Source organism: Streptomyces sp. LS1784 (assembly GCF_020103755.1).
Taxonomy (GTDB): Bacteria; Actinomycetota; Actinomycetes; order Streptomycetales; family Streptomycetaceae; genus Kitasatospora.
Genome location: NZ_JAHSQD010000132.1, coordinates 1 through 16970, shown reverse-complemented (window position 1 = coordinate 16970; position 16970 = coordinate 1). Strand labels below are relative to the sequence as shown.

14 protein-coding genes and 3 tRNA genes are annotated in these 16970 nt (G+C 72.0%); 2 read left to right on the top strand and 15 right to left on the bottom strand.

Annotated features, from left to right (window positions below; genetic code table 11):
* From KS423_RS17600 to KS423_RS17570, 7 genes are all read right to left on the bottom strand, one after another.
* The coding region (locus tag KS423_RS17600) for an MFS transporter (protein ID WP_374119971.1) at positions 1–1405 on the bottom strand (1405 nt) is incomplete at its 3' end.
* A gap of 97 nt (positions 1406–1502) precedes the next feature.
* A complete protein-coding gene (locus KS423_RS17595; RefSeq protein WP_224280414.1) occupies positions 1503–2045 on the bottom strand; it encodes a TetR/AcrR family transcriptional regulator in 543 nt (180 codons plus the stop codon).
* A 127-nt stretch (positions 2046–2172) separates the two neighbouring features.
* Positions 2173–2595, bottom strand: coding sequence for a MaoC family dehydratase (locus KS423_RS17590; RefSeq protein ID WP_224280411.1), 423 nt, complete (start codon positions 2593–2595; stop codon positions 2173–2175).
* A 5-nt stretch (positions 2596–2600) separates the two neighbouring features.
* Positions 2601–3059: a MaoC family dehydratase N-terminal domain-containing protein gene (locus tag KS423_RS17585; protein WP_224280396.1), complete on the bottom strand. Its 459-nt coding sequence runs from the start codon at positions 3057–3059 to the stop codon at positions 2601–2603.
* Between the two features lie 116 nt (positions 3060–3175).
* A complete protein-coding gene (rpmG, locus tag KS423_RS17580) occupies positions 3176–3340 on the bottom strand; it encodes a 50S ribosomal protein L33 (RefSeq protein WP_006604855.1) in 165 nt (54 codons plus the stop codon).
* Between the two features lie 83 nt (positions 3341–3423).
* Positions 3424–3496: transfer RNA gene (locus KS423_RS17575), tRNA-Met, on the bottom strand.
* A 43-nt stretch (positions 3497–3539) separates the two neighbouring features.
* Positions 3540–3612: transfer RNA gene (locus KS423_RS17570), tRNA-Thr, on the bottom strand.
* 278 nt (positions 3613–3890) lie between these two features.
* Between KS423_RS17570 and KS423_RS17565 the strand changes: the two genes are divergently transcribed.
* A complete protein-coding gene (locus tag KS423_RS17565) occupies positions 3891–5159 on the top strand; it encodes a hydrolase (protein ID WP_224280388.1) in 1269 nt (422 codons plus the stop codon).
* Between the two features lie 232 nt (positions 5160–5391).
* Here KS423_RS17565 and KS423_RS17560 read toward each other — a convergent pair whose 3' ends face one another.
* The 8 genes from KS423_RS17560 to KS423_RS17525 form a co-directional block, all read right to left on the bottom strand.
* On the bottom strand, positions 5392–6066 hold the full coding sequence (locus KS423_RS17560) for a response regulator (protein ID WP_224280386.1): 675 nt from the start codon (positions 6064–6066) through the stop codon (positions 5392–5394).
* A gap of 96 nt (positions 6067–6162) precedes the next feature.
* Positions 6163–8724: a sensor histidine kinase KdpD gene (locus KS423_RS17555; RefSeq protein WP_224280384.1), complete on the bottom strand. Its 2562-nt coding sequence runs from the start codon at positions 8722–8724 to the stop codon at positions 6163–6165.
* A 132-nt stretch (positions 8725–8856) separates the two neighbouring features.
* Positions 8857–9492 (bottom strand): potassium-transporting ATPase subunit KdpC, encoded by a 636-nt coding sequence (gene kdpC / locus KS423_RS17550; protein ID WP_224280382.1) that lies wholly within the window; start codon positions 9490–9492, stop codon positions 8857–8859.
* A gap of 21 nt (positions 9493–9513) precedes the next feature.
* Complete coding sequence (kdpB, locus tag KS423_RS17545) at positions 9514–11622, bottom strand: potassium-transporting ATPase subunit KdpB (protein ID WP_224280380.1); 2109 nt, start codon at positions 11620–11622, stop codon at positions 9514–9516.
* Complete coding sequence (gene kdpA / locus KS423_RS17540) at positions 11622–13286, bottom strand: potassium-transporting ATPase subunit KdpA (RefSeq protein ID WP_224280378.1); 1665 nt, start codon at positions 13284–13286, stop codon at positions 11622–11624. Before kdpA ends, kdpB begins: the two co-directional genes overlap by 1 nt.
* A 1-nt stretch (position 13287) precedes the next feature.
* The gene (gene kdpF, locus KS423_RS17535) at positions 13288–13377 is read right to left on the bottom strand and encodes a K(+)-transporting ATPase subunit F (RefSeq protein WP_045693083.1); all 90 of its coding nucleotides are present in this window, start codon (positions 13375–13377) and stop codon (positions 13288–13290) included.
* 483 nt (positions 13378–13860) lie between these two features.
* On the bottom strand, positions 13861–15693 hold the full coding sequence (locus tag KS423_RS17530; RefSeq protein ID WP_224280375.1) for an APC family permease: 1833 nt from the start codon (positions 15691–15693) through the stop codon (positions 13861–13863).
* A gap of 382 nt (positions 15694–16075) precedes the next feature.
* Positions 16076–16156: transfer RNA gene (locus KS423_RS17525), tRNA-Tyr, on the bottom strand.
* Positions 16157–16374: 218 nt separating this feature from the next.
* On the opposite strand from KS423_RS17525, the gene KS423_RS17520 reads away from it, so the two are divergent.
* On the top strand, positions 16375–16863 hold the full coding sequence (locus KS423_RS17520; protein ID WP_224280366.1) for a YajQ family cyclic di-GMP-binding protein: 489 nt from the start codon (positions 16375–16377) through the stop codon (positions 16861–16863).
* The last annotated feature ends 107 nt before the right edge of the window (positions 16864–16970 follow it).

The following is a 16970-nucleotide window of genomic DNA, read 5'->3' as shown; positions in this document are numbered from 1 at the left end:
CCACCGCCGCGACCAGCGCCTTGCGCCGCCGCGGGATGAACGCCGCGGCGAGCGCGCCGAGCCCGACGGCGGCCGCGCCGACGTACAGCGCGGGCACCAGCCCGTCCGTGAAGGCCCGCGCGGACTGGTAGCCGCCCTGCTCCGAGAACACCGCCGCGAGCACGGCCACCCCGAGCGCCCCGCCGACCTCGCGCAGCGCGTTGTTGGCGCCGGAGGCGATCCCCTGCTCCTGCGGCCGGACACTGGCCATCACCAGCTGGGCGGTCGGACCGAAGTACAGCGACATGCCGATCCCGCAGATCACGATGGCCGGGACCAGGGCGAGGTAGTCGAGGCCGGTGCTCCCGTCCGCGACCAGGCCGAACAGCGCCAGGCCCGCGGCCTGCAGCGCCAGCCCGGCGACCACGATCGGCCGGCCGCCGATCCGGTCGGAGACGATGCCCGCGACCGGCGAGACCAGCAGCGGCATCGCCGTCCACGGCAGCATCCGGATGCCCGCCTCCTGCGGGCTGAAGCCGCCGACGCCCTGGAGGTACTGGCTGATCAGGAAGATCGAGCCGAACATCCCCAGGTACATCAGCAGGCTGGCCGCGTTGACGGCGGAGAAGGCCCGGCTGCGGAACAGCCGCATCGGCAGCATCGGGTGGGCGGCCACCCGCTGCTCGTACCAGACGAAGGCGGCCAGCAGCAGCGTGCCGGCGATCAGGGCAGCGAGGACCAGCGGGCTGGTCCAGCCCTCCGGGTTGCCGCGGATCAGGCCGAGGACGATCCCGAACATCCCCAGGCTGACCAGCAGGGTTCCGGGCACGTCCAGGGCCCGGTCCGCGCCCCGGCTCTCCCCGAGCCGCAGGAAGGCCAGTGGCAGCAGGACGAGGCCGACCGGGACGTTCACCCAGAAGATCCACTGCCAGGAGAAGTGCTCGGTCAGCGAGCCGCCGATCAGCGGCCCGGCGGCGACGGCGAGGCCGCTGACGCCCGACCAGACGCCGAAGGCCAGCCCCCGCTTGCCCTCGGGCACGGCGGTGGTGAGCAGGGTGAGGGTGAGCGGCATCATCACCGCGGCCCCGGTGCCCTGGAGGGCACGGGCGGCGATCAGTTCGCCGATGCCCGGGGACAGGGCGGCCGCGGCGGAGCCGGCGGTGAAGACCGCCAGGCCTGCCAGGAAGATCCGGCGCCGGCCGAAGCGGTCGCCGAGGGCGGCGCCGAACATCAGCAGCACCGCGAAGCTCAGGGTGTAGGCGCTGACCGTCCATTCGAGGTCGGACAGCCCGCCGCCGAGCTCCTCGCGGATCGACGGCAGTGCGGTGGTGACCACCAGGTTGTCCAGTGCGGCCATGAAGCCGGCCGCGCTGACGATCACCAGGGTCCAGATCGCTGCTCTGCCCATGGCCGGTTTCTCCGTCATGGCTTCCCCCAGGTTTCTCTAGGCAGTTCAGGTAGTTATTGCTCAATAACTTCTATGGGCCGAAAAGAGGCCGCACGGACGCCACCGTGCGGCCCGTCTACTCAGGCGCCCCGCACCCGTCGAAGCCGGTCCAGATCCGGTGGTCCGGCGGGTAGCCCAGCGCCACCAGCGTGTTGATCAGCATCCCGTACGCGAAGAACTGCGTGGCGTCCTTCATGTCGCCGCCGATCCGGATCCTGACCCGGTCGAACAGGCTCTCCCACAGCCGCCGGGCGGTCTCCCCGATCTCCTCCTCGCCGACCGCCCGGGCCGCGAAGACCGAGACGTAGAGCTGCATCTGCATCATGAGCTGGTCGCGGTCCTCGACCAGGCCCATGTACGCGTCGGACATCGCCTGGGCGGCCTCCTCGCCGGACAGCCCGGCCGAGGCCTCGTCGAAGACCCGCCAGGTCTCCTCCACGCAGCGCTCGGCGGCCGCGGCGAAGATCGCCTGCTTGCCCGGGAACAGCCGGAACAGGTACGGCTGCGAGACGCCCACCCGGCGGGCGATCGCCTCGGTGGAGGTGCCGTGGTACCCGCCCCGGGCGAACTCGGTCAGGGCGGCCCGGACGACGCTCTCGCGCCGCTCCTCCGCACTCATCCGGATGCTCGACTTCGCCACGAGTCCCAAGTTAGTGGCCGATCACTATCCAGGCAAGACCCGCGGCTGCGGCCGGAGATCCGTTCGGTACGGACTCCGGCCGCGGCCGCCGACGCGCGGGAGCGGCTCAGCCGAGCCGGACGACGGCCCGGGACATGCCGAGCACCTTCTGGCCGCCCGTGGTGGCCAGCAGGTCGACCTGCACCTTGCGGTCGTCCAGCTTCTTGGCGACCTTGGCGGAGACCTCGACCACCGCGCCGACCCCGTCGTTCGGCACCGGCACCGGGCGGGTGAAGCGCACGCCGTACTCGACCACCGCGGCCGGGTCGCCGACCCAGTCGGTGACCACCCGGATCGCCTCGGCCATGGTGAACATGCCGTGCGCGATGACGTCCGGCAGGCCGACCTCCAGGGCGAACTTCTCGTTCCAGTGGATCGGGTTGAAGTCGCCCGAGGCGCCCGCGTACCGCACCAGCGTGTCGCGGGTCACCGGGAAGGACCGCGCCGGCAGCTCGGTGCCGACCTCGACCTCGTCGTAGCTGATCGCCATCGCGCTCACTCCCCCGCCTCGTCGGCGGCCCGGGCCACCAGGGTCATGACCGACGTCACAACGTGCCCGCCGGTCCCGTCCGTCACCTCACCGCGCACGGTGAGCACGTCGTTGCCCGCCAGCGACTTGATGTTGTCGATGGTCACCGCGACCGACAGCCGGTCGCCGGCCCGCACCGGGCGGGTGTAGGTGAACTTCTGGTCGCCGTGCACCACCCGGCTGAAGTCCAGGCCCAGCTCCGGGTCCTCGACCACCTGACCGGCCGCACGGTAGGTGATCACGAACGGGAAGGTCGGCGGGGCGATCACGTCGGGGTGGCCCAGCGCCTTCGCCGCCTCCGGATCGGTGTACGCCGGGTTGGCGTCGCCGATCGCGGTCGCGAACTCGCGGATCTTCTCCCGGCCGACCTCGTACGGCTCGGTGGGCGGGTAACTACGCCCGATGAAGGAGGGGTCGAGCGCCATGGCAGCTCCTCGGAACGCGGGTGGATACGAAAAAACTCCGGGCCGCACCCCCTGTGAGGGATGCGGCCCGGAGTCGAAGACCTGGTTTCACACAGGCCCGTCGCCCTGCGAGAGGGTCAGCGGGTCTCGCGGTGCGCGGTGTGCGAGTTGCAGCGGGGGCAGTGCTTCTTCATCTCAAGACGGTCCGGGTCGTTACGCCGGTTCTTCTTGGTGATGTAGTTCCGCTCCTTGCACTCCACGCAGGCCAGCGTGATCTTCGGGCGGACGTCGGTGGCAGCCACGGGAGTGCCTTCCTTGGACAACGAATAAGAACACAACAAGAGTAGCCGACCGGGAGTGCGATCTCCCGACCGACTACGCGGGGTAGCGGTGACCGGACTTGAACCGGTGACACAGCGATTATGAGCCGCTTGCTCTACCAACTGAGCTACACCGCCACAGTGATCCGCAGGCCAGCCGGAGCTGACTGCTTCTCACCCGAGCCCCCATGCGGAATCGAACCGCAGACCTTCTCCTTACCATGGAGACGCTCTACCGACTGAGCTATAGGGGCGAACGAGGAAGAGATTACACGTTCCGCGCCCGGAGGTGAAATCCGTATCCCGCGGCGAAGACCGCAGGTGGGCGAGGGGTACTGGCGGACGATCCGAGGCCCGGCGTTCGATCGGCCCACGAGCCGCACGGCCCGACCCGATACGACTAATGCCCGCCTCCCGGCACCCCGCCCCCCTGGCCCATAGGCTCGACGTTCATTGATCGGGAGGACTGGCCGGCAGTACGGGCCAGCCGTACGGGGCCGACCGCACGGGCCGGCGCGAGAAGGAGCCGGCGATGGACAGCGCAGCCGCCGACGGGCCGCACTCCGGGCCCGGCCCGGCGGCCAACCCGCTCGGGCACGGCCCGGTCCTGCTGCTCACCGGCGCCCGGCTGGCCGACGGACGGGTGGTGGACGTCCGGATCAGCGGCGACCGGATCCAGGCGGTCGGCACCGTCGGCAGCCTCGGCCCGCTGCCCGCCCTGCCCGGCGCGCCCACCGTCACCACCGGCGCCCGGATCGACCTGCGCGGCTACCTGCTCCTCCCGGCCCCCGCCGAGGCGCACGCCCACTACGACGCCGCCTTCTCCGCCGCCCTGCCCACCCCGCCGCCGGAGACCCCGGCCGACCTCACCCGCCGGATCACCGAGGCCGCGCTGACCTCGCTCGGCTACGGCGCCACCGCCCAGCGCACCCACGTCCGGATCGGCGACGTGCACGGGCTGCGCCGGCTGGAGGCGGTGCTCACCGCCCGGCAGGCGCTGCGCGGGCTGGCCGAGCTCCAGGCGGTGGCGATGCCCCGACTGCTCACCGGACGAGCCGGGGCGGACGGCCGGGCGCAGCTGCGCGAGGCGCTCAAGCTGGGTGCCACGGCGGCCGGCGGCTGCCCGGAGCTGGACCCGGACCCGGCCGGGTACGTGCAGCTGGTGCTGGAGGCCGCCCGGGAGGCCGACTGTCCGGTGGACCTGCACACCAGCGCCGCCGATTCGGCCCAACTGGCCCGGATGGCCGGGGCATTGGCGCCGCTTCGGCCGCGGGTGACGCTCGGCCCGTGCGGGGCGCTGGCCCGGGGTGCGTCGACGGTGCTGGCGACCAGCGGGGTCCGGGTGGTCTGCCTTCCGCAGAACGGCTGCTGTGCCGGACTGGAGGGCCGGACGACAGGCCTGCGACCCGGCCTGGTGCGGGAGTTGGCGGCCGCCCGGGTGCCGCTGGCGGCGGGCAGCGGGGCACTGCGCGACCCGTCCAATCCGGTCGGCCGGGCGGATCCGCTGGAGTCGGCCTATCTGCTGGCGGCCGGTGGGGAGTTGGACCCGGAGGCGGCGTACGACGCGGTGGCGAACCAGGCCCGGGCGGCGCTCGGCCTGGCGCCGGTCCGGGTGGACGCCGGGTTCCCGGCGGAGCTGCTGGCGGTGCGCGGGGACAGCCTGGCCGGGGCGCTCGCGGGCGGGCACAGCCGGCTGGTGGTGCACAGCGGCCGGGTGGTCAGCCGGACCAGCGCGGTCCGGGAGTTCGCGGACACGGTGGTGCTGGCGCTGCCCCGGCAGACCGGGGGCGGGGAGGGCTGAGCCGGGCCGGGTCGGTCCGTGGGCGCATGGGGGCGCGCGACACCCCCACCTGCTGGCCGTCCGGGGACGGCGGCCGGAGCGGCCCCGGGCCTCCCCCACACGGAGCCGGGCCCGCCCCTTCGACACCGACGCTACGCCCGCGAAGCACCGCCACCGGGCGGCCTTGACGCCTTCCTGTCACCCACCGTCCGGCTCTTGACGGTTCGTTGACGGAGGGCGCGCCGGCCGCCGGTCACGGCACGTACCGGTACCCGATCCCCGGCTCGGTGATCAGGTGCCGCGGCCGGGCCGGGTCGCGCTCCAGCTTGCGGCGCAGCCCGGCGAAGTAGACCCGCAGGTAGTTGCCGCGCCCCTCCTGGGCCGGGCCCCACACCTCGCGCAGGATCTGCCTCCCGGGCACCAGCCGGCCGGGGTTGGCGAGCAGCAGGGCGAGGATGCGCCACTCGGTCGGGGTGAGCCGGACCGGGCCGTTCGGGCCGTTCACCGCGGTGGCCGCGAGGTCCACGGTGTGGTCGCCGATCACCGGCCGGCCCAGCGGCACGCCGCCCGGCGGCCGGCGCAGCACGGCGCGCAGCCGGGCCAGCAGTTCGTCCATCAGGAACGGCTTGGTGAGGTAGTCGTCGGCGCCCGCGTCCAGGGCGCCCACCTTGTCGGCGGCGTCGGTCCGGCCGGAGAGCACGATGACCGGCACCGCGCTGCGGGTGCGCAGGCCGCGCAGCACGTCCATCCCGTCGAGGTCGGGCAGGCCGAGGTCGAGCAGGACGGCGTCCGGGGCCGAGTGCGCCGCGCGGTCGAGCGCCTCCCCGCCGCTGGCGGCGGTGCGGACGGCGTAGTGCCGGGCGCTGAGGTTGATCCGCAGGGTGCGCAGGAGGGCCGGCTCGTCGTCGACGACCAGGATCTCGCTCATGCGTCCGCCCCTGCCCCCGCCGGCGGCCGGGGGGACCCCCACCGCTCGACGGTCGCTCCGCGGGACGCGCACCTTTCGGTGGTCCGATCGCTCCGTTCACTCATGCGGTGATTCCTCCCCGATTGCTGCGGGCTCGGTGGTGGCGGCGTTCAGGGTGAGCAGCATGGTGGTGCCGCCGCCGGGGGTGTCCTCGACCTCCAGGCTGCCGCCCATCGCCTCGGCGAGGCCGCGGGAGAGCGCGAGGCCGAGGCCGACGCCGGTGGTGTTGTCGGTGTCGCCGAGGCGCTGGAAGGGCAGGAAGACCCGGTCGCGGTCCTCGGGGGCGATGCCGGGCCCGCGGTCGATCACCCGGATCTCGACCTGGTCGGCGTGGTGGCTGGCGGTGACCAGGACGGGCGCGCCGGGGGCGTTGTGCCGCAGCGCGTTGGTGATCACGTTGGCGAGCACCCGCTCCAGCAGCGGCGGGTCGGCGAGCACCGGCGGGGTCGTGTCGAGGTCGAGCGGCTGGACCGGCGCGTACGGGTCGGGGAGGCTGTCGAGTGCCCGGGGCAGGACCTCGTCCAGGTGGGTCCCGGTGAGGTGCAGGGTGAGCGCGCCGGCCTGGAGGCGGCTCATGTCGAGCAGGTTGTCGACCAGCCGGGTGAGCTTGACCAGCGACTCGTCGGCGGTGGCGAGGAGTTCGGCCTGGTCCTCGGGCGAGAACTCGACGTCGGGGCTGCGCAGCGAGCCGACCGAGGCGCGGGCGGCGGCCAACGGGGTGCGCAGGTCGTGGCTGACGGCGGCGAGCAGGGCGGTGCGCATCCGGTCGGCGGCCTTGATCGGCTCGACCTCGGCGGCGACCACGGCCAGCCGGTCGCGCTCCAGCGCGGCGGCGACGTGGGCGGCGAAGGCGGTCAGCACCCGCTGGTCGGCGGCAGGCAGCCGGCGGCCGGTGAGCACCAGGACGGCGTCCGCGCCGACCGGGACCTCGGTGGTCCCGGCCGGCCCCTCGCCGTCGCCCTGGTGGTCGTCCTCGCAGAGCGCGAGCACCTCGCCGTCGGCCCGGGAGAGCAGGGCGACGGCCCGCATGCCGAAGGCCGTCCGGGACTTCTCCAGCAGGGCAGGCAGCGCGTCGGCGCCGCGCAGCACGCTGCCGGCCAGGGTGGAGAGGGTCTCGGCCTCGGCGGTGGCGCGGGCGGCCCGGCTGGTGAGCCGGCCGGCGTGGTCGACCACGGTGGAGACGGTGAGCGCGATGGCGGCGAAGACCACCAGGGCGACGATGTTGTTGGTCTCGCCGATGGTCAGGCTGTGGATCGGCGGGATGAAGTAGTAGTTGAGCAGCACCGAGGCGACGACCGAGGCCAGCAGGGCCGACACGGCGCCGCCGAGCAGGGCGACGACGACCACGCCGAGCTGGAACATCAGCGCGTCGGTGGTCAGGTTGATGCTGTGGTCCGCCTGCGAGAGCAGGGCGGTGAGCAGCCAGGGCAGCACCAGGCCGGCCAGGTAGCCGACGATGGTGCGGCGCCGGGAGTGGCGGCGGCCGAGCGAGGGCAGCCGGCCGCGGCCGGTGAACTCGTGGGTGACCATGTGGACGTCGATGTCCTCGGAGGCGTCCACGGTGGTCTGCCCGGTGCCGGGGCCGGTGAGGAACCGGTTGATCCGGCCGCGGCGGCTGGTGCCGAGCACCAGCTGGGTGGCGTCGTGGGCGCGGGCGAAGGCGAGCAGCGCGGTGGGGACGTCGTCGCCGACGACCACGTGGTAGCTGCCGCCGAGGGCCTCCACCAGCTGCCGCTGCTGGGCGAGCGCGCCGGAGGAGGCGCCGGCCAGGCCGTCGCTGCGGGAGACGTGGACGGCCAGCAGGTCGCCGCCGGCCGTGCGGTCGGCGATCCGGGCGGCGCGGCGGACCAGGGTCTCGCCCTCGGGGCCGCCGGTGAGGGCGACCACGACCCGCTCGCGGGTCTCCCAGACCCGGTCGATGTTGTGGCTGGCCCGGTAGTCGCGCAGGCCCTCGTCCACCCGCCCGGCCACCCAGAGCAGGGCGAGTTCGCGCAGGGCGGTGAGGTTGCCGACCCGGAAGTAGTTGGAGAGCGCGGCGTCCACCTTCTCCGCCCTGTAGACGTTGCCGTGGGCCATCCGGCGGCGCAGTGCCTGCGGGGCCATGTCGACGAGTTCGATCTGGTCGGCCCGGCGGACCACCTCGTCCGGGACGGTCTCGCGCTGCGGGATGCCGGTGATCTTCCGGACGACGTCGTTCAGCGATTCCAGGTGCTGGATGTTGACGGTGGTGATGACGTCGATCCCGGCGGCGAGCAGTTCCTCGACGTCCTGCCAGCGCTTGGCGTGCCGGCCGCCGGGGATGTTGGTGTGCGCCAGCTCGTCCACCAGCACGACGGCCGGGCGGCGGGCGAGCGCGCCGTCGAGGTCCATCTCCTCGAACTCGGCGTCCCGGTAGGAGCGGTGGACCCGCGGCAGGACCTCCAGGCCCTCCAGCATCGCCTCGGTGTGGCGTCTGCCGTGACATTCGATGTACCCGACCACGACATCGACCCCGCGCTCCTGTCTGCGCCGGGCCTCGTCCAGCATCCGGTAGGTCTTGCCGACCCCCGGCGCGGAGCCGAGGTACACCCTCAGCCGGCCTCCGCGGTTGCCGGTGCCGGGGGTGAGGTCGCGGGCCATGGGCACTGCTCTTTCCATCGAGAAGCCGACAGCTTGGATGGTGCGTGTGTGGGTGTGGCGCGACCGGCCCGGTCGCGGGAGACGTGCTCCCGCGACCGGGCCGGCCGGGTCATGCGTGTGCGTGATGTGGTGTCACTTCTGATCGCCTAGAGCCTTGTTGAGCAGGACGACGTTGACGCCCTCGTTGCCGAGGAAGCCGAGCGAGCGGCTCTCGGTGTACTCGTCGACCAGCTTGGTCACCGTCTCCACCGGCAGGTTGCGGTTCCTGGCGACCCGGTCGACCTGCTCCTTGGCGTACGCGACGGAGATGTGCGGGTCGAGGCCGGAGCCGGAGGCGGTCAGCGCGTCGGCCGGGACGCTCGCCGGGTCGACGCCGTCGAACGCGGCGACGGCGGCGCGGCGGTCGTTGACGGCCTTCAGCAGGTCCTCGTTGTCGGGGCCGAGGTTGCTGGCACTGGAGGAGGAGGCGTCGTAGCCGGTCCCGGCCGCGGAGGGGCGGGGCTGGAACCACTTCGGGTCCGGCTGGGCCTCCTCCTTCGGGTCGTCCGGGTTGGCCTTGGGCAGGTTGAAGCTCTGGCCGACCAGGCTGGAGCCGATCTCCTTGCCGTCGGACTCCACCGGCGAGCCGTTCGCCTTGTCGGTGAAGGCGACCTGGGAGATGCCGGTGATCAGCAGCGGGTACGCGACCCCGAGGATCACGGTCAGCACCAGGAGTACCCGCAGGGCCGTGAGGTGGGTCCGCACGACGGCGGGCAGGGGCTTGGACATGGTTTTCTCTCCTTCCCCGCGTCAGTTGAGGCCGGGGATGAACTGGACGATCAGGTCGATCAGCTTGATGCCGACGAACGGCACCACCAGGCCGCCGAAGCCGTAGATCCCGATGTTGCGGCGCAGCAGCGAGCTGGCGTCGGACGGGCGGTAGCGCACGCCGCGCAGGGCGAGCGGGATCAGGCCGATGATGACCAGGGCGTTGAAGATGATCGCCGAGGTGATCGCGGACTGCGGGCTGTGCAGGCCCATGATGTTGAGGTGGCTCAGGCCCGGGTAGACCCCGGCGAACATCGCGGGGATGATCGCGAAGTACTTGGCCACGTCGTTGGCGATCGAGAAGGTGGTCAGCGCGCCGCGGGTGATCAGCAGCTGCTTGCCGATCTCCACGATCTCGATCAGCTTGGTCGGGTTGGAGTCCAGGTCGACCATGTTGCCGGCCTCCTTGGCCGCCATGGTCCCGGTGTTCATCGCGACACCGACGTCGGCCTGGGCGAGCGCGGGGGCGTCGTTGGTGCCGTCGCCGGTCATCGCGACCAGCTTGCCGCCCTCCTGCTCCTTCTTGATCAGGGCCATCTTGTCCTCGGGCGTGGCCTCGGCGAGGAAGTCGTCCACGCCAGCCTCCTCCGCGATCGCCTTGGCGGTCAGCGGGTTGTCGCCCGTGATCATGATGGTCTTGATGCCCATCCGGCGGAGCTCGTCGAAGCGCTCCCGCATGCCCTCCTTGACCACGTCCTTGAGGTGGATGACCCCCAGGACGCGGGCGGGCTCGCTGCCGAGCCTGGTGGCCACCACCAGCGGGGTGCCACCGGCCGCGGAGATGCCGTCGACCAGGGCCGAGACCTCGTTGCCGACCGAACCGCCGTTCCCGGTGACCCAGTTGGTGACCGCGCCGGCGGCTCCCTTGCGGACCTGGTGGACCCCTTCGGCCTCGTCCAGGTCGACACCCGACATCCGGGTCTGGGCGGTGAACGGGACCCAGGTGGCGTGGGTCAGCTCGCCCTGGGCGCGGGCCCGCAGGCCGTACTCGGTCTTGGCCAGGACCACGATCGAGCGGCCCTCCGGGGTCTCGTCCGCGAGGGAGGAGAGCTGCGCCGCGCTGGCCAGCTCGTCGGTGCCCACGCCCGGGGCGGGCAGGAACTCGGCGGCCTGGCGGTTGCCCAGGGTGATGGTGCCGGTCTTGTCGAGCAGCAGGGTGTTGACGTCGCCGGCGGCCTCGACGGCGCGGCCGGACATCGCCAGCACGTTGCGCTGCACCAGGCGGTCCATGCCGGCGATGCCGATCGCGGAGAGCAGCGCGCCGATGGTGGTCGGGATGAGCGCCACGATCAGGGCGACCAGGACGATCATCGACTGCGGGGCGCCCGCGTAGGTGGCCATCGGCTGGAGCGTGACGACCGCGACCAGGAAGACGATGGTCAGCGAGGCCAGCAGGATGTTGAGCGCGATCTCGTTCGGCGTCTTCTGCCGGGCGGCGCCCTCGACCAGGGCGATCATGCGGTCGATGAACGACTTGCCGGGCTCCGAGGCGATCTTCACCACGATCCGGTCGGACAGCACCTTGGTGCCGCCGGTCACCGCGGAGCGGTCGCCGCCGGACTCGCGGATGACGGGCGCGGACTCGCCGGTGATCGCCGACTCGTCGACGCTCGCGACGCCCTCGACCACGTCGCCGTCGCCGGGGATGATCTGCCCGGCCTCGACCACCACGTGGTCGCCGAGCCGCAGCGCGGTGCCGGGCACCTCCTCCTCGGCCCGGGTCGCGGGCCAGTCGGTGAGCCGACGGGCGACGCTCTCGGTCTTGGTCTTGCGCAGGGTGTCGGCCTGGGCCTTGCCGCGGCCCTCGGCGACGGCCTCCGCCAGGTTGGCGAAGACCGTGGTGAGCCAGAGCCAGACGGTGATCGCCCAGGCGAACACGGACGGGCTGGCGATCGCGGAGACCGTGGTGACCACCGAGCCGACCTCGACCACGAACATCACCGGGTTCTTGACCATCACCCGGGGGTCGAGCTTCTTCACCGCGTCCGGCAGGGACGCGACGATCAGTTTCGGGTCGAGCAGGCCGCTCGCCACTCTGTGCGGCTCGGCAGTGGTACCGGCCGGTGCGGGGTTGAGCGTAGGGGTGGACATCAGGAGGACAGACCTTCCGCGATCGGCCCGAGAGCCAGGGCCGGGAAGTAGGTGAGGCCGACGACGATCAGGATCACGCCCGACAGCAGGCCCACGAACAGCGGCTTGTGGGTGGGCAGGGTGCCCGGGGTGGCCGGGACCGGCTGCTGCTGGGCGAGCGAGCCGGCCAGCGCCAGGACGAAGACGATCGGCAGGAGACGGCCGAAGATCATCGCCAGGCCGAGCGCGGTGTCGTACCAGTCGGTGTTGACGGTGATGCCGCCGAAGGCCGAGCCGTTGTTGTTGGCGGCCGAGGTGAAGGCGTACAGCACCTCGGAGAAGCCGTGGGCGCCCGAGTTGAGCATCCCGGCGCGCTCGCCCGGCAGGGCCATCGCCACACCCGTGCCGACCAGCACGATCGTCGGCGTGGTGAGGATGTACAGGGAGGCGAACTTCATCTCCCGGCCGCCGAGCTTCTTGCCCAGGTACTCGGGGGTGCGTCCGACCATCAGGCCGGCCACGAACACCGCGACGACCGCCAGCACCAGCATGCCGTACAGGCCGGAGCCCACACCGCCGGGCGCGATCTCGCCCAGCATCATGTTGAAGACCGTCAGCCCGCCGCCGAACGGCGTGTACGAGTCGTGGAAGGAGTTCACCGCGCCGGTCGAGGTCAGCGTGGTCGACGCGGCGAACAGCGAACTGGCGGCGATGCCGAAGCGCTGCTCCTTGCCCTCCATCGCGGCGCCCGCGGCCTGCAGGGCGCTGCCCTGGTGCTGCGACTCGGCGAAGGTGAGCAGGGCCACCGAGGCGACCCAGAACAGGCCCATCACGGCGACGATCGCGTAGCCCTGGCGGTTGTCCCCCACCATCCGGCCGAAGGTCCGCGGCAGCGCGAACGGGATCAGTAGTATCAGGAAGATCTCGACCAGGTTGGTGAAGCCGGTCGGGTTCTCGAACGGGTGCGCCGAGTTGGCGTTGAAGAAGCCGCCGCCGTTGGTGCCGAGCAGCTTGATGACCTCCTGGGAGGCCACCGGACCGCCCGGGATCTTCTGCACCTCGCCCGCGAGGGTGGTCACCTCGTGGAAGCCGTGGAAGTTCTGGATCACGCCGTTGGCGGCCAGGACCAGGGCGAAGACGACCGAGATCGGCAGCAGCAGGCGCAGGCTGATCCGGGTGAGGTCGACCCAGAAGTTGCCGACCCGGTCCGTCCTGTTACGGGTGAAGCCCCGGATCAGCGCGGCGACGACGGCGATGCCGACGGCCGCGGAGACGAAGTTCTGCACCGCCAGGCCCGCCATCTGCGCCAGGTGGCCCATCGCGGACTCGCCGCCGTAGGACTGCCAGTTGGTGTTGGCGACGAACGAGATCGCGGTGTTCCAGGCCTGGTGGCCCTCCATCTGCGGAACGCCCAGGTTCAGCAGCAGGTAGCCCTGGAGGCGGATCAGGCCGTAGAGGAAGAGGACCGAGACGGCCGAGAAGGCCAGCACCGAACGCAGGTACGCCGGCCAGCGCTGATCGGCGTCGCCGTCGACGCCGATCACCTTGTAGATGCCGCGCTCGACTCTGAGGTGCTTGGCGGAGGTGAGGAGCTTGGCGATGTAATCGCCGAGGGGCCGGTAGCACAGGACCAGCGCGCCGACGAGGGCGAGGACCTGGAGCCAGCCCGCGAGAGTGGATCCCATGTCAGAACTTCTCCGGGAAGATCAGCGCCACGACGAGATAGCCGACGAGCGCGACGGCCACGACCAGACCAGCGATGTTCTCGGCACTCATGCGCCCACCTCGCTGCGCTCGGCGGGCGCTTCGCGCAACACGCCCCTGTTGATGGTTCGCTCGCTGCGCTCGTTCACAGCTTCTCCACCCCCCGCGCGATCAGGGCGATGACGGCGAACACGGCGACCGTGACACCGACGTAGATGAGATCGGACATGGGCTCCACCAGAGTGGTTCGGGAGATGCCGCGACCTGGGCCGAAGGGGCTCGTGCGGCACCGGCGGACGACCGGCAGATGCAGCAAAGCAGCCGTCAGGGGCGCGTTATGGCTCCCTGACGCCCTCCATACGGGTGATAGCGCGACGTTGACGCGACGTTGACGGGCGCTTCATCGGACCGAGACCGTCGTGATCGGGCCGAGATCCGGGGGCGTGCCGGCGACGGGGTCCGGCGGCGGCCCGGCGGCGGCCCGGCGGCGTGCCGGGGAACGGAACGGCCCCGGACGGCAGGTTGCCGTCCGGGGCCGTTCACCCCTGTTCCCGGTCACATCCGCATGCGCAGCCGGCAGACCACCGCGTCGGTGTGCCGCCGCAGGGCGCGGTCGATGACGGCGCCGCGCCGGTTCTGGAGCGCCCGCTGCCACCAGCGGGCCGGCTCCACCTCGGGGATCAGCACGGTCAGCCGGTCGTAGGCGTGCTCCGCCCCCAGCTCGTTGACGAAGTCGGCGATCGGCCGGCCCAGCCGGCGGTGGACGTCCGGGATCTCCACCAGCGGCACGCCCGGCCGCCACAGCTCCCAGTCCCGGCGCAGCGCCTCGGCGGCGGCCGGCTCGTGCACCACGGTCACCGCCATGACCTCGTCGCCGAGCGAGAGCGCCGCCGACAGGCCGTCCCTGGTCAGCCGGGTGATCGCGGTCACCGGGACGACGACCAGGCTGCGCTGCCTGGTCAGCGGGCCGGGCACCCGGCCCAGTTCCAGCCGCTCGCCGATCCGCGCGTAGCTGCGGTGGACCGCCTCGAACAGCACCACCAGCAGCGGCAGCGCCACCACGATGCCCCAGGCACCCTCGGTGAACTTGGTGCCGGTGACGACCACCGCCGCGGCACCGGTGAGCACCGCACCGAAGCCGTTCAGCGCGGCCTTCCACCGCCAGCCGGAGGGCCGGTGCAGCAGCCAGTGCCGGACCATGCCGACCTGGCAGACGGTGAAGCCGACGAACACGCCGATCGAGAACAGCGGCACCAGGCTGTTGACGTCCCCGCCGGAGCCGGCCAGCAGCGCCGCCGACACCGCGGCCAGGAACAGCACGCCGTACCGGTACACCTGGCGGTCGGCGCGCAGCGCGAACAGGTGCGGGAGGTGGTTGTCCCGGGCCAGCAGGTCGAGCAGCACCGGCAGCCCGCCGAAGGAGGTGTTGGCGGCCAGCCCGAGCAGCACCACGGTGGCGAACTGGACGACGTAGAAGCCGAAGCCGTGGCCGAGCGAGGCGTCGGCGAGCTGGGCGAGTACGGTGACGCCCTCGACCGGCTGGAGGTGGAAGCGGCCGATCAGCACGGCCAGCCCGATCAGCATCACGCCGAGCAGGGCGCCGAGCGCCACCTCGGTGTGCTGTGCGCGCCTGATCCGCGGGGTGCGGAAGGAGGGGACGGCGTTGGCCACCGCCTCCACGCCGGTCAGCGCGGAGCAGCCGGCCGCGAAGGCCTTGAGGAGCAGCAGCGCGCCGACGGTGGTGGCGTTCTCGGCGAGCGTCGAGACGTGGCCGGTGGCGGCCGCGGTGCTGGCCGGGCCGTCCCGGAACAGGCCGGCCACGATGATCGCCAGGATGGAGAGCACGAAGACGGCGGTCGGCGCCATGAACCAGCGCGCCGACTCGGCGATCCCGCGCAGGTTCACCGCGGTGACCAGTGCGAGCACGCCCAGGCAGAGCCAGACCCGGTCGTCGTACAGGCCCGGTACGGCCGAGGTGAGCGCGGCGACGCCGGCGGTGACCGAGACGGCGACGTTCAGGACGTAGTCGATGACCAGCGAGGCGGCCGCGGTCAGCGCGGTCCGGCGGCCCAGGTGCGCCTTGGCCACCGCGTAGGAGCCGCCGCCGTCCGGGAAGGCCGCGATCACCTGCCGGTAGGAGGCGACCAGCACCGCCAGCAGCAGGGCGATCGCCGCGGTGACCGGCAGCGTGAAGCCCAGCCCGTACGCCCCGGCGGCGGCCAGCACCAGCACGATCGACTCCGGTCCGTACGCGACCGAGGCCATGGCGTCCAACGAGAGCGCGGCCAGCCCGCCGAGCGCGCTGAGCCGGTGCCGGTCGCCGCCCGTACCGGTATCAGGCGGCTCGGGTTCGGCCGTGAGAGCCGGGATGGTGGTGGCGCTGGGCATCGGACGGGACCTCCGCAGTCGGTAGTTGGTCCGATCCTGCGGTCCACGCGCCCGCCGCCCGGCGGGCCCTACGCGTTCCTGACGCCGCCACGAGCGGCCTTGACACGCCCTTGACGCGGCCGTCACGCCGCGCCGGTCCCGTCCGGTGACTGGTGGCGGGGGTGGGGCGAGCCGTTGTCCCGGCGGTCGCCGGCTGGGAAGACGATCAGCTCTGTCGAAGGACTCCCACCCCCGGACCCCACTCTGCTGCCTGAGGCTGGTAATTGCAAGCAATGTGCAATAAGTGTGCCCGGGGCCCGGCTCCGGAGACGGGACGGCCCGGAGGAAACGAAACAGCCCCCGATCCGCGTTTCCGCAGATCGGGGGCTGTTTCTCTATCCTGTGGCTGGTGCAGGGTTCGAACCTGCGTAGCTTGCGCGACAGATTTACAGTCTGCTCCCTTTGGCCGCTCGGGCAACCAGCCAGGATTTCTTGTTTCCCGGGGCGATCACCCCGTTCGACTTGGTAAACCATACCTGATGCCGGGGGGTGCTCCGCCACTCGGTAGATCACACGATGATCAAGAAACCTCGGGCGACCACTACGGGCGGGGCCCGTGTGGCGCTGGATAGGCTGGGGCTGCGGGCGCCCGGAGGGGCGGGCCGTGCCAGTGCAGCCAGAGCATCAAGGAGACCAACACCCATGGCCGACTCCAGTTTCGACATCGTCTCGAAGGTCGAGTGGCAGGAGGTCGACAACGCGATCAACCAGACCTCCCGCGAGATCGCGACGCGCTTCGACTTCAAGGGCGTCGGCGGCGAGATCAGCCGCTCCGGCGAGAAGATCGAGATGAAGGCGAACGGCGAGGAGCGCGTGCGCGCCATCCTCGACGTCCTCCAGACCAAGTTCATCAAGCGCGGCCTGTCGCTGAAGGCTCTGGACGCCGGCGAGCCGCAGCTGTCCGGCAAGGAGTACAAGATCTTCGCCAACGTCAAGGAGGGCATCACCACGGAGGACGCGAAGAAGGTCGCGAAGATCATCCGTGACGAGGGCCCGAAGGGCGTCAAGGCGCAGGTCCAGGGTGACGAGCTGCGCGTCAGCTCGAAGAGCCGCGACGACCTCCAGGCCGTGCAGGCCCTGCTCAAGGGCAAGGACCTGGACTTCGCGGTCCAGTTCGTGAACTACCGCTAGTACGGGCCCGGGCCTGCGCAAGCGCGGGCTCCGAGCAGCCACGGGCATGACGGGGCGCGGCGCCGAGGACGTCTTCGGCGCCGCGCCCCGTCGTGCTCTTCCCGTCC

Excerpts from the sequence above, each read along its gene's own strand:
- KS423_RS17555 (WP_224280384.1), bottom strand. The coding sequence starts at position 8,724 with ATGGCCCGCGACCTCACCCCCGGCACCGGCAACCGCGGAGGCCGGCTG.
- KS423_RS17565 (WP_224280388.1), top strand. The coding sequence starts at position 3,891 with ATGGACAGCGCAGCCGCCGACGGGCCGCACTCCGGGCCCGGCCCGGCG.
- kdpC (WP_224280382.1), bottom strand. The coding sequence starts at position 9,492 with ATGTCCAAGCCCCTGCCCGCCGTCGTGCGGACCCACCTCACGGCCCTG.
- KS423_RS17520 (WP_224280366.1), top strand. The coding sequence starts at position 16,375 with ATGGCCGACTCCAGTTTCGACATCGTCTCGAAGGTCGAGTGGCAGGAG.
- KS423_RS17595 (WP_224280414.1), bottom strand. The coding sequence starts at position 2,045 with ATGAGTGCGGAGGAGCGGCGCGAGAGCGTCGTCCGGGCCGCCCTGACC.
- KS423_RS17590 (WP_224280411.1), bottom strand. The coding sequence starts at position 2,595 with ATGGCGATCAGCTACGACGAGGTCGAGGTCGGCACCGAGCTGCCGGCG.
- KS423_RS17560 (WP_224280386.1), bottom strand. The coding sequence starts at position 6,066 with ATGAGCGAGATCCTGGTCGTCGACGACGAGCCGGCCCTCCTGCGCACC.
- KS423_RS17585 (WP_224280396.1), bottom strand. The coding sequence starts at position 3,059 with ATGGCGCTCGACCCCTCCTTCATCGGGCGTAGTTACCCGCCCACCGAG.
- kdpB (WP_224280380.1), bottom strand. The coding sequence starts at position 11,622 with ATGTCCACCCCTACGCTCAACCCCGCACCGGCCGGTACCACTGCCGAG.
- kdpF (WP_045693083.1), bottom strand. The coding sequence starts at position 13,377 with ATGAGTGCCGAGAACATCGCTGGTCTGGTCGTGGCCGTCGCGCTCGTC.
- kdpA (WP_224280378.1), bottom strand. The coding sequence starts at position 13,286 with ATGGGATCCACTCTCGCGGGCTGGCTCCAGGTCCTCGCCCTCGTCGGC.
- KS423_RS17530 (WP_224280375.1), bottom strand. The coding sequence starts at position 15,693 with ATGCCCAGCGCCACCACCATCCCGGCTCTCACGGCCGAACCCGAGCCG.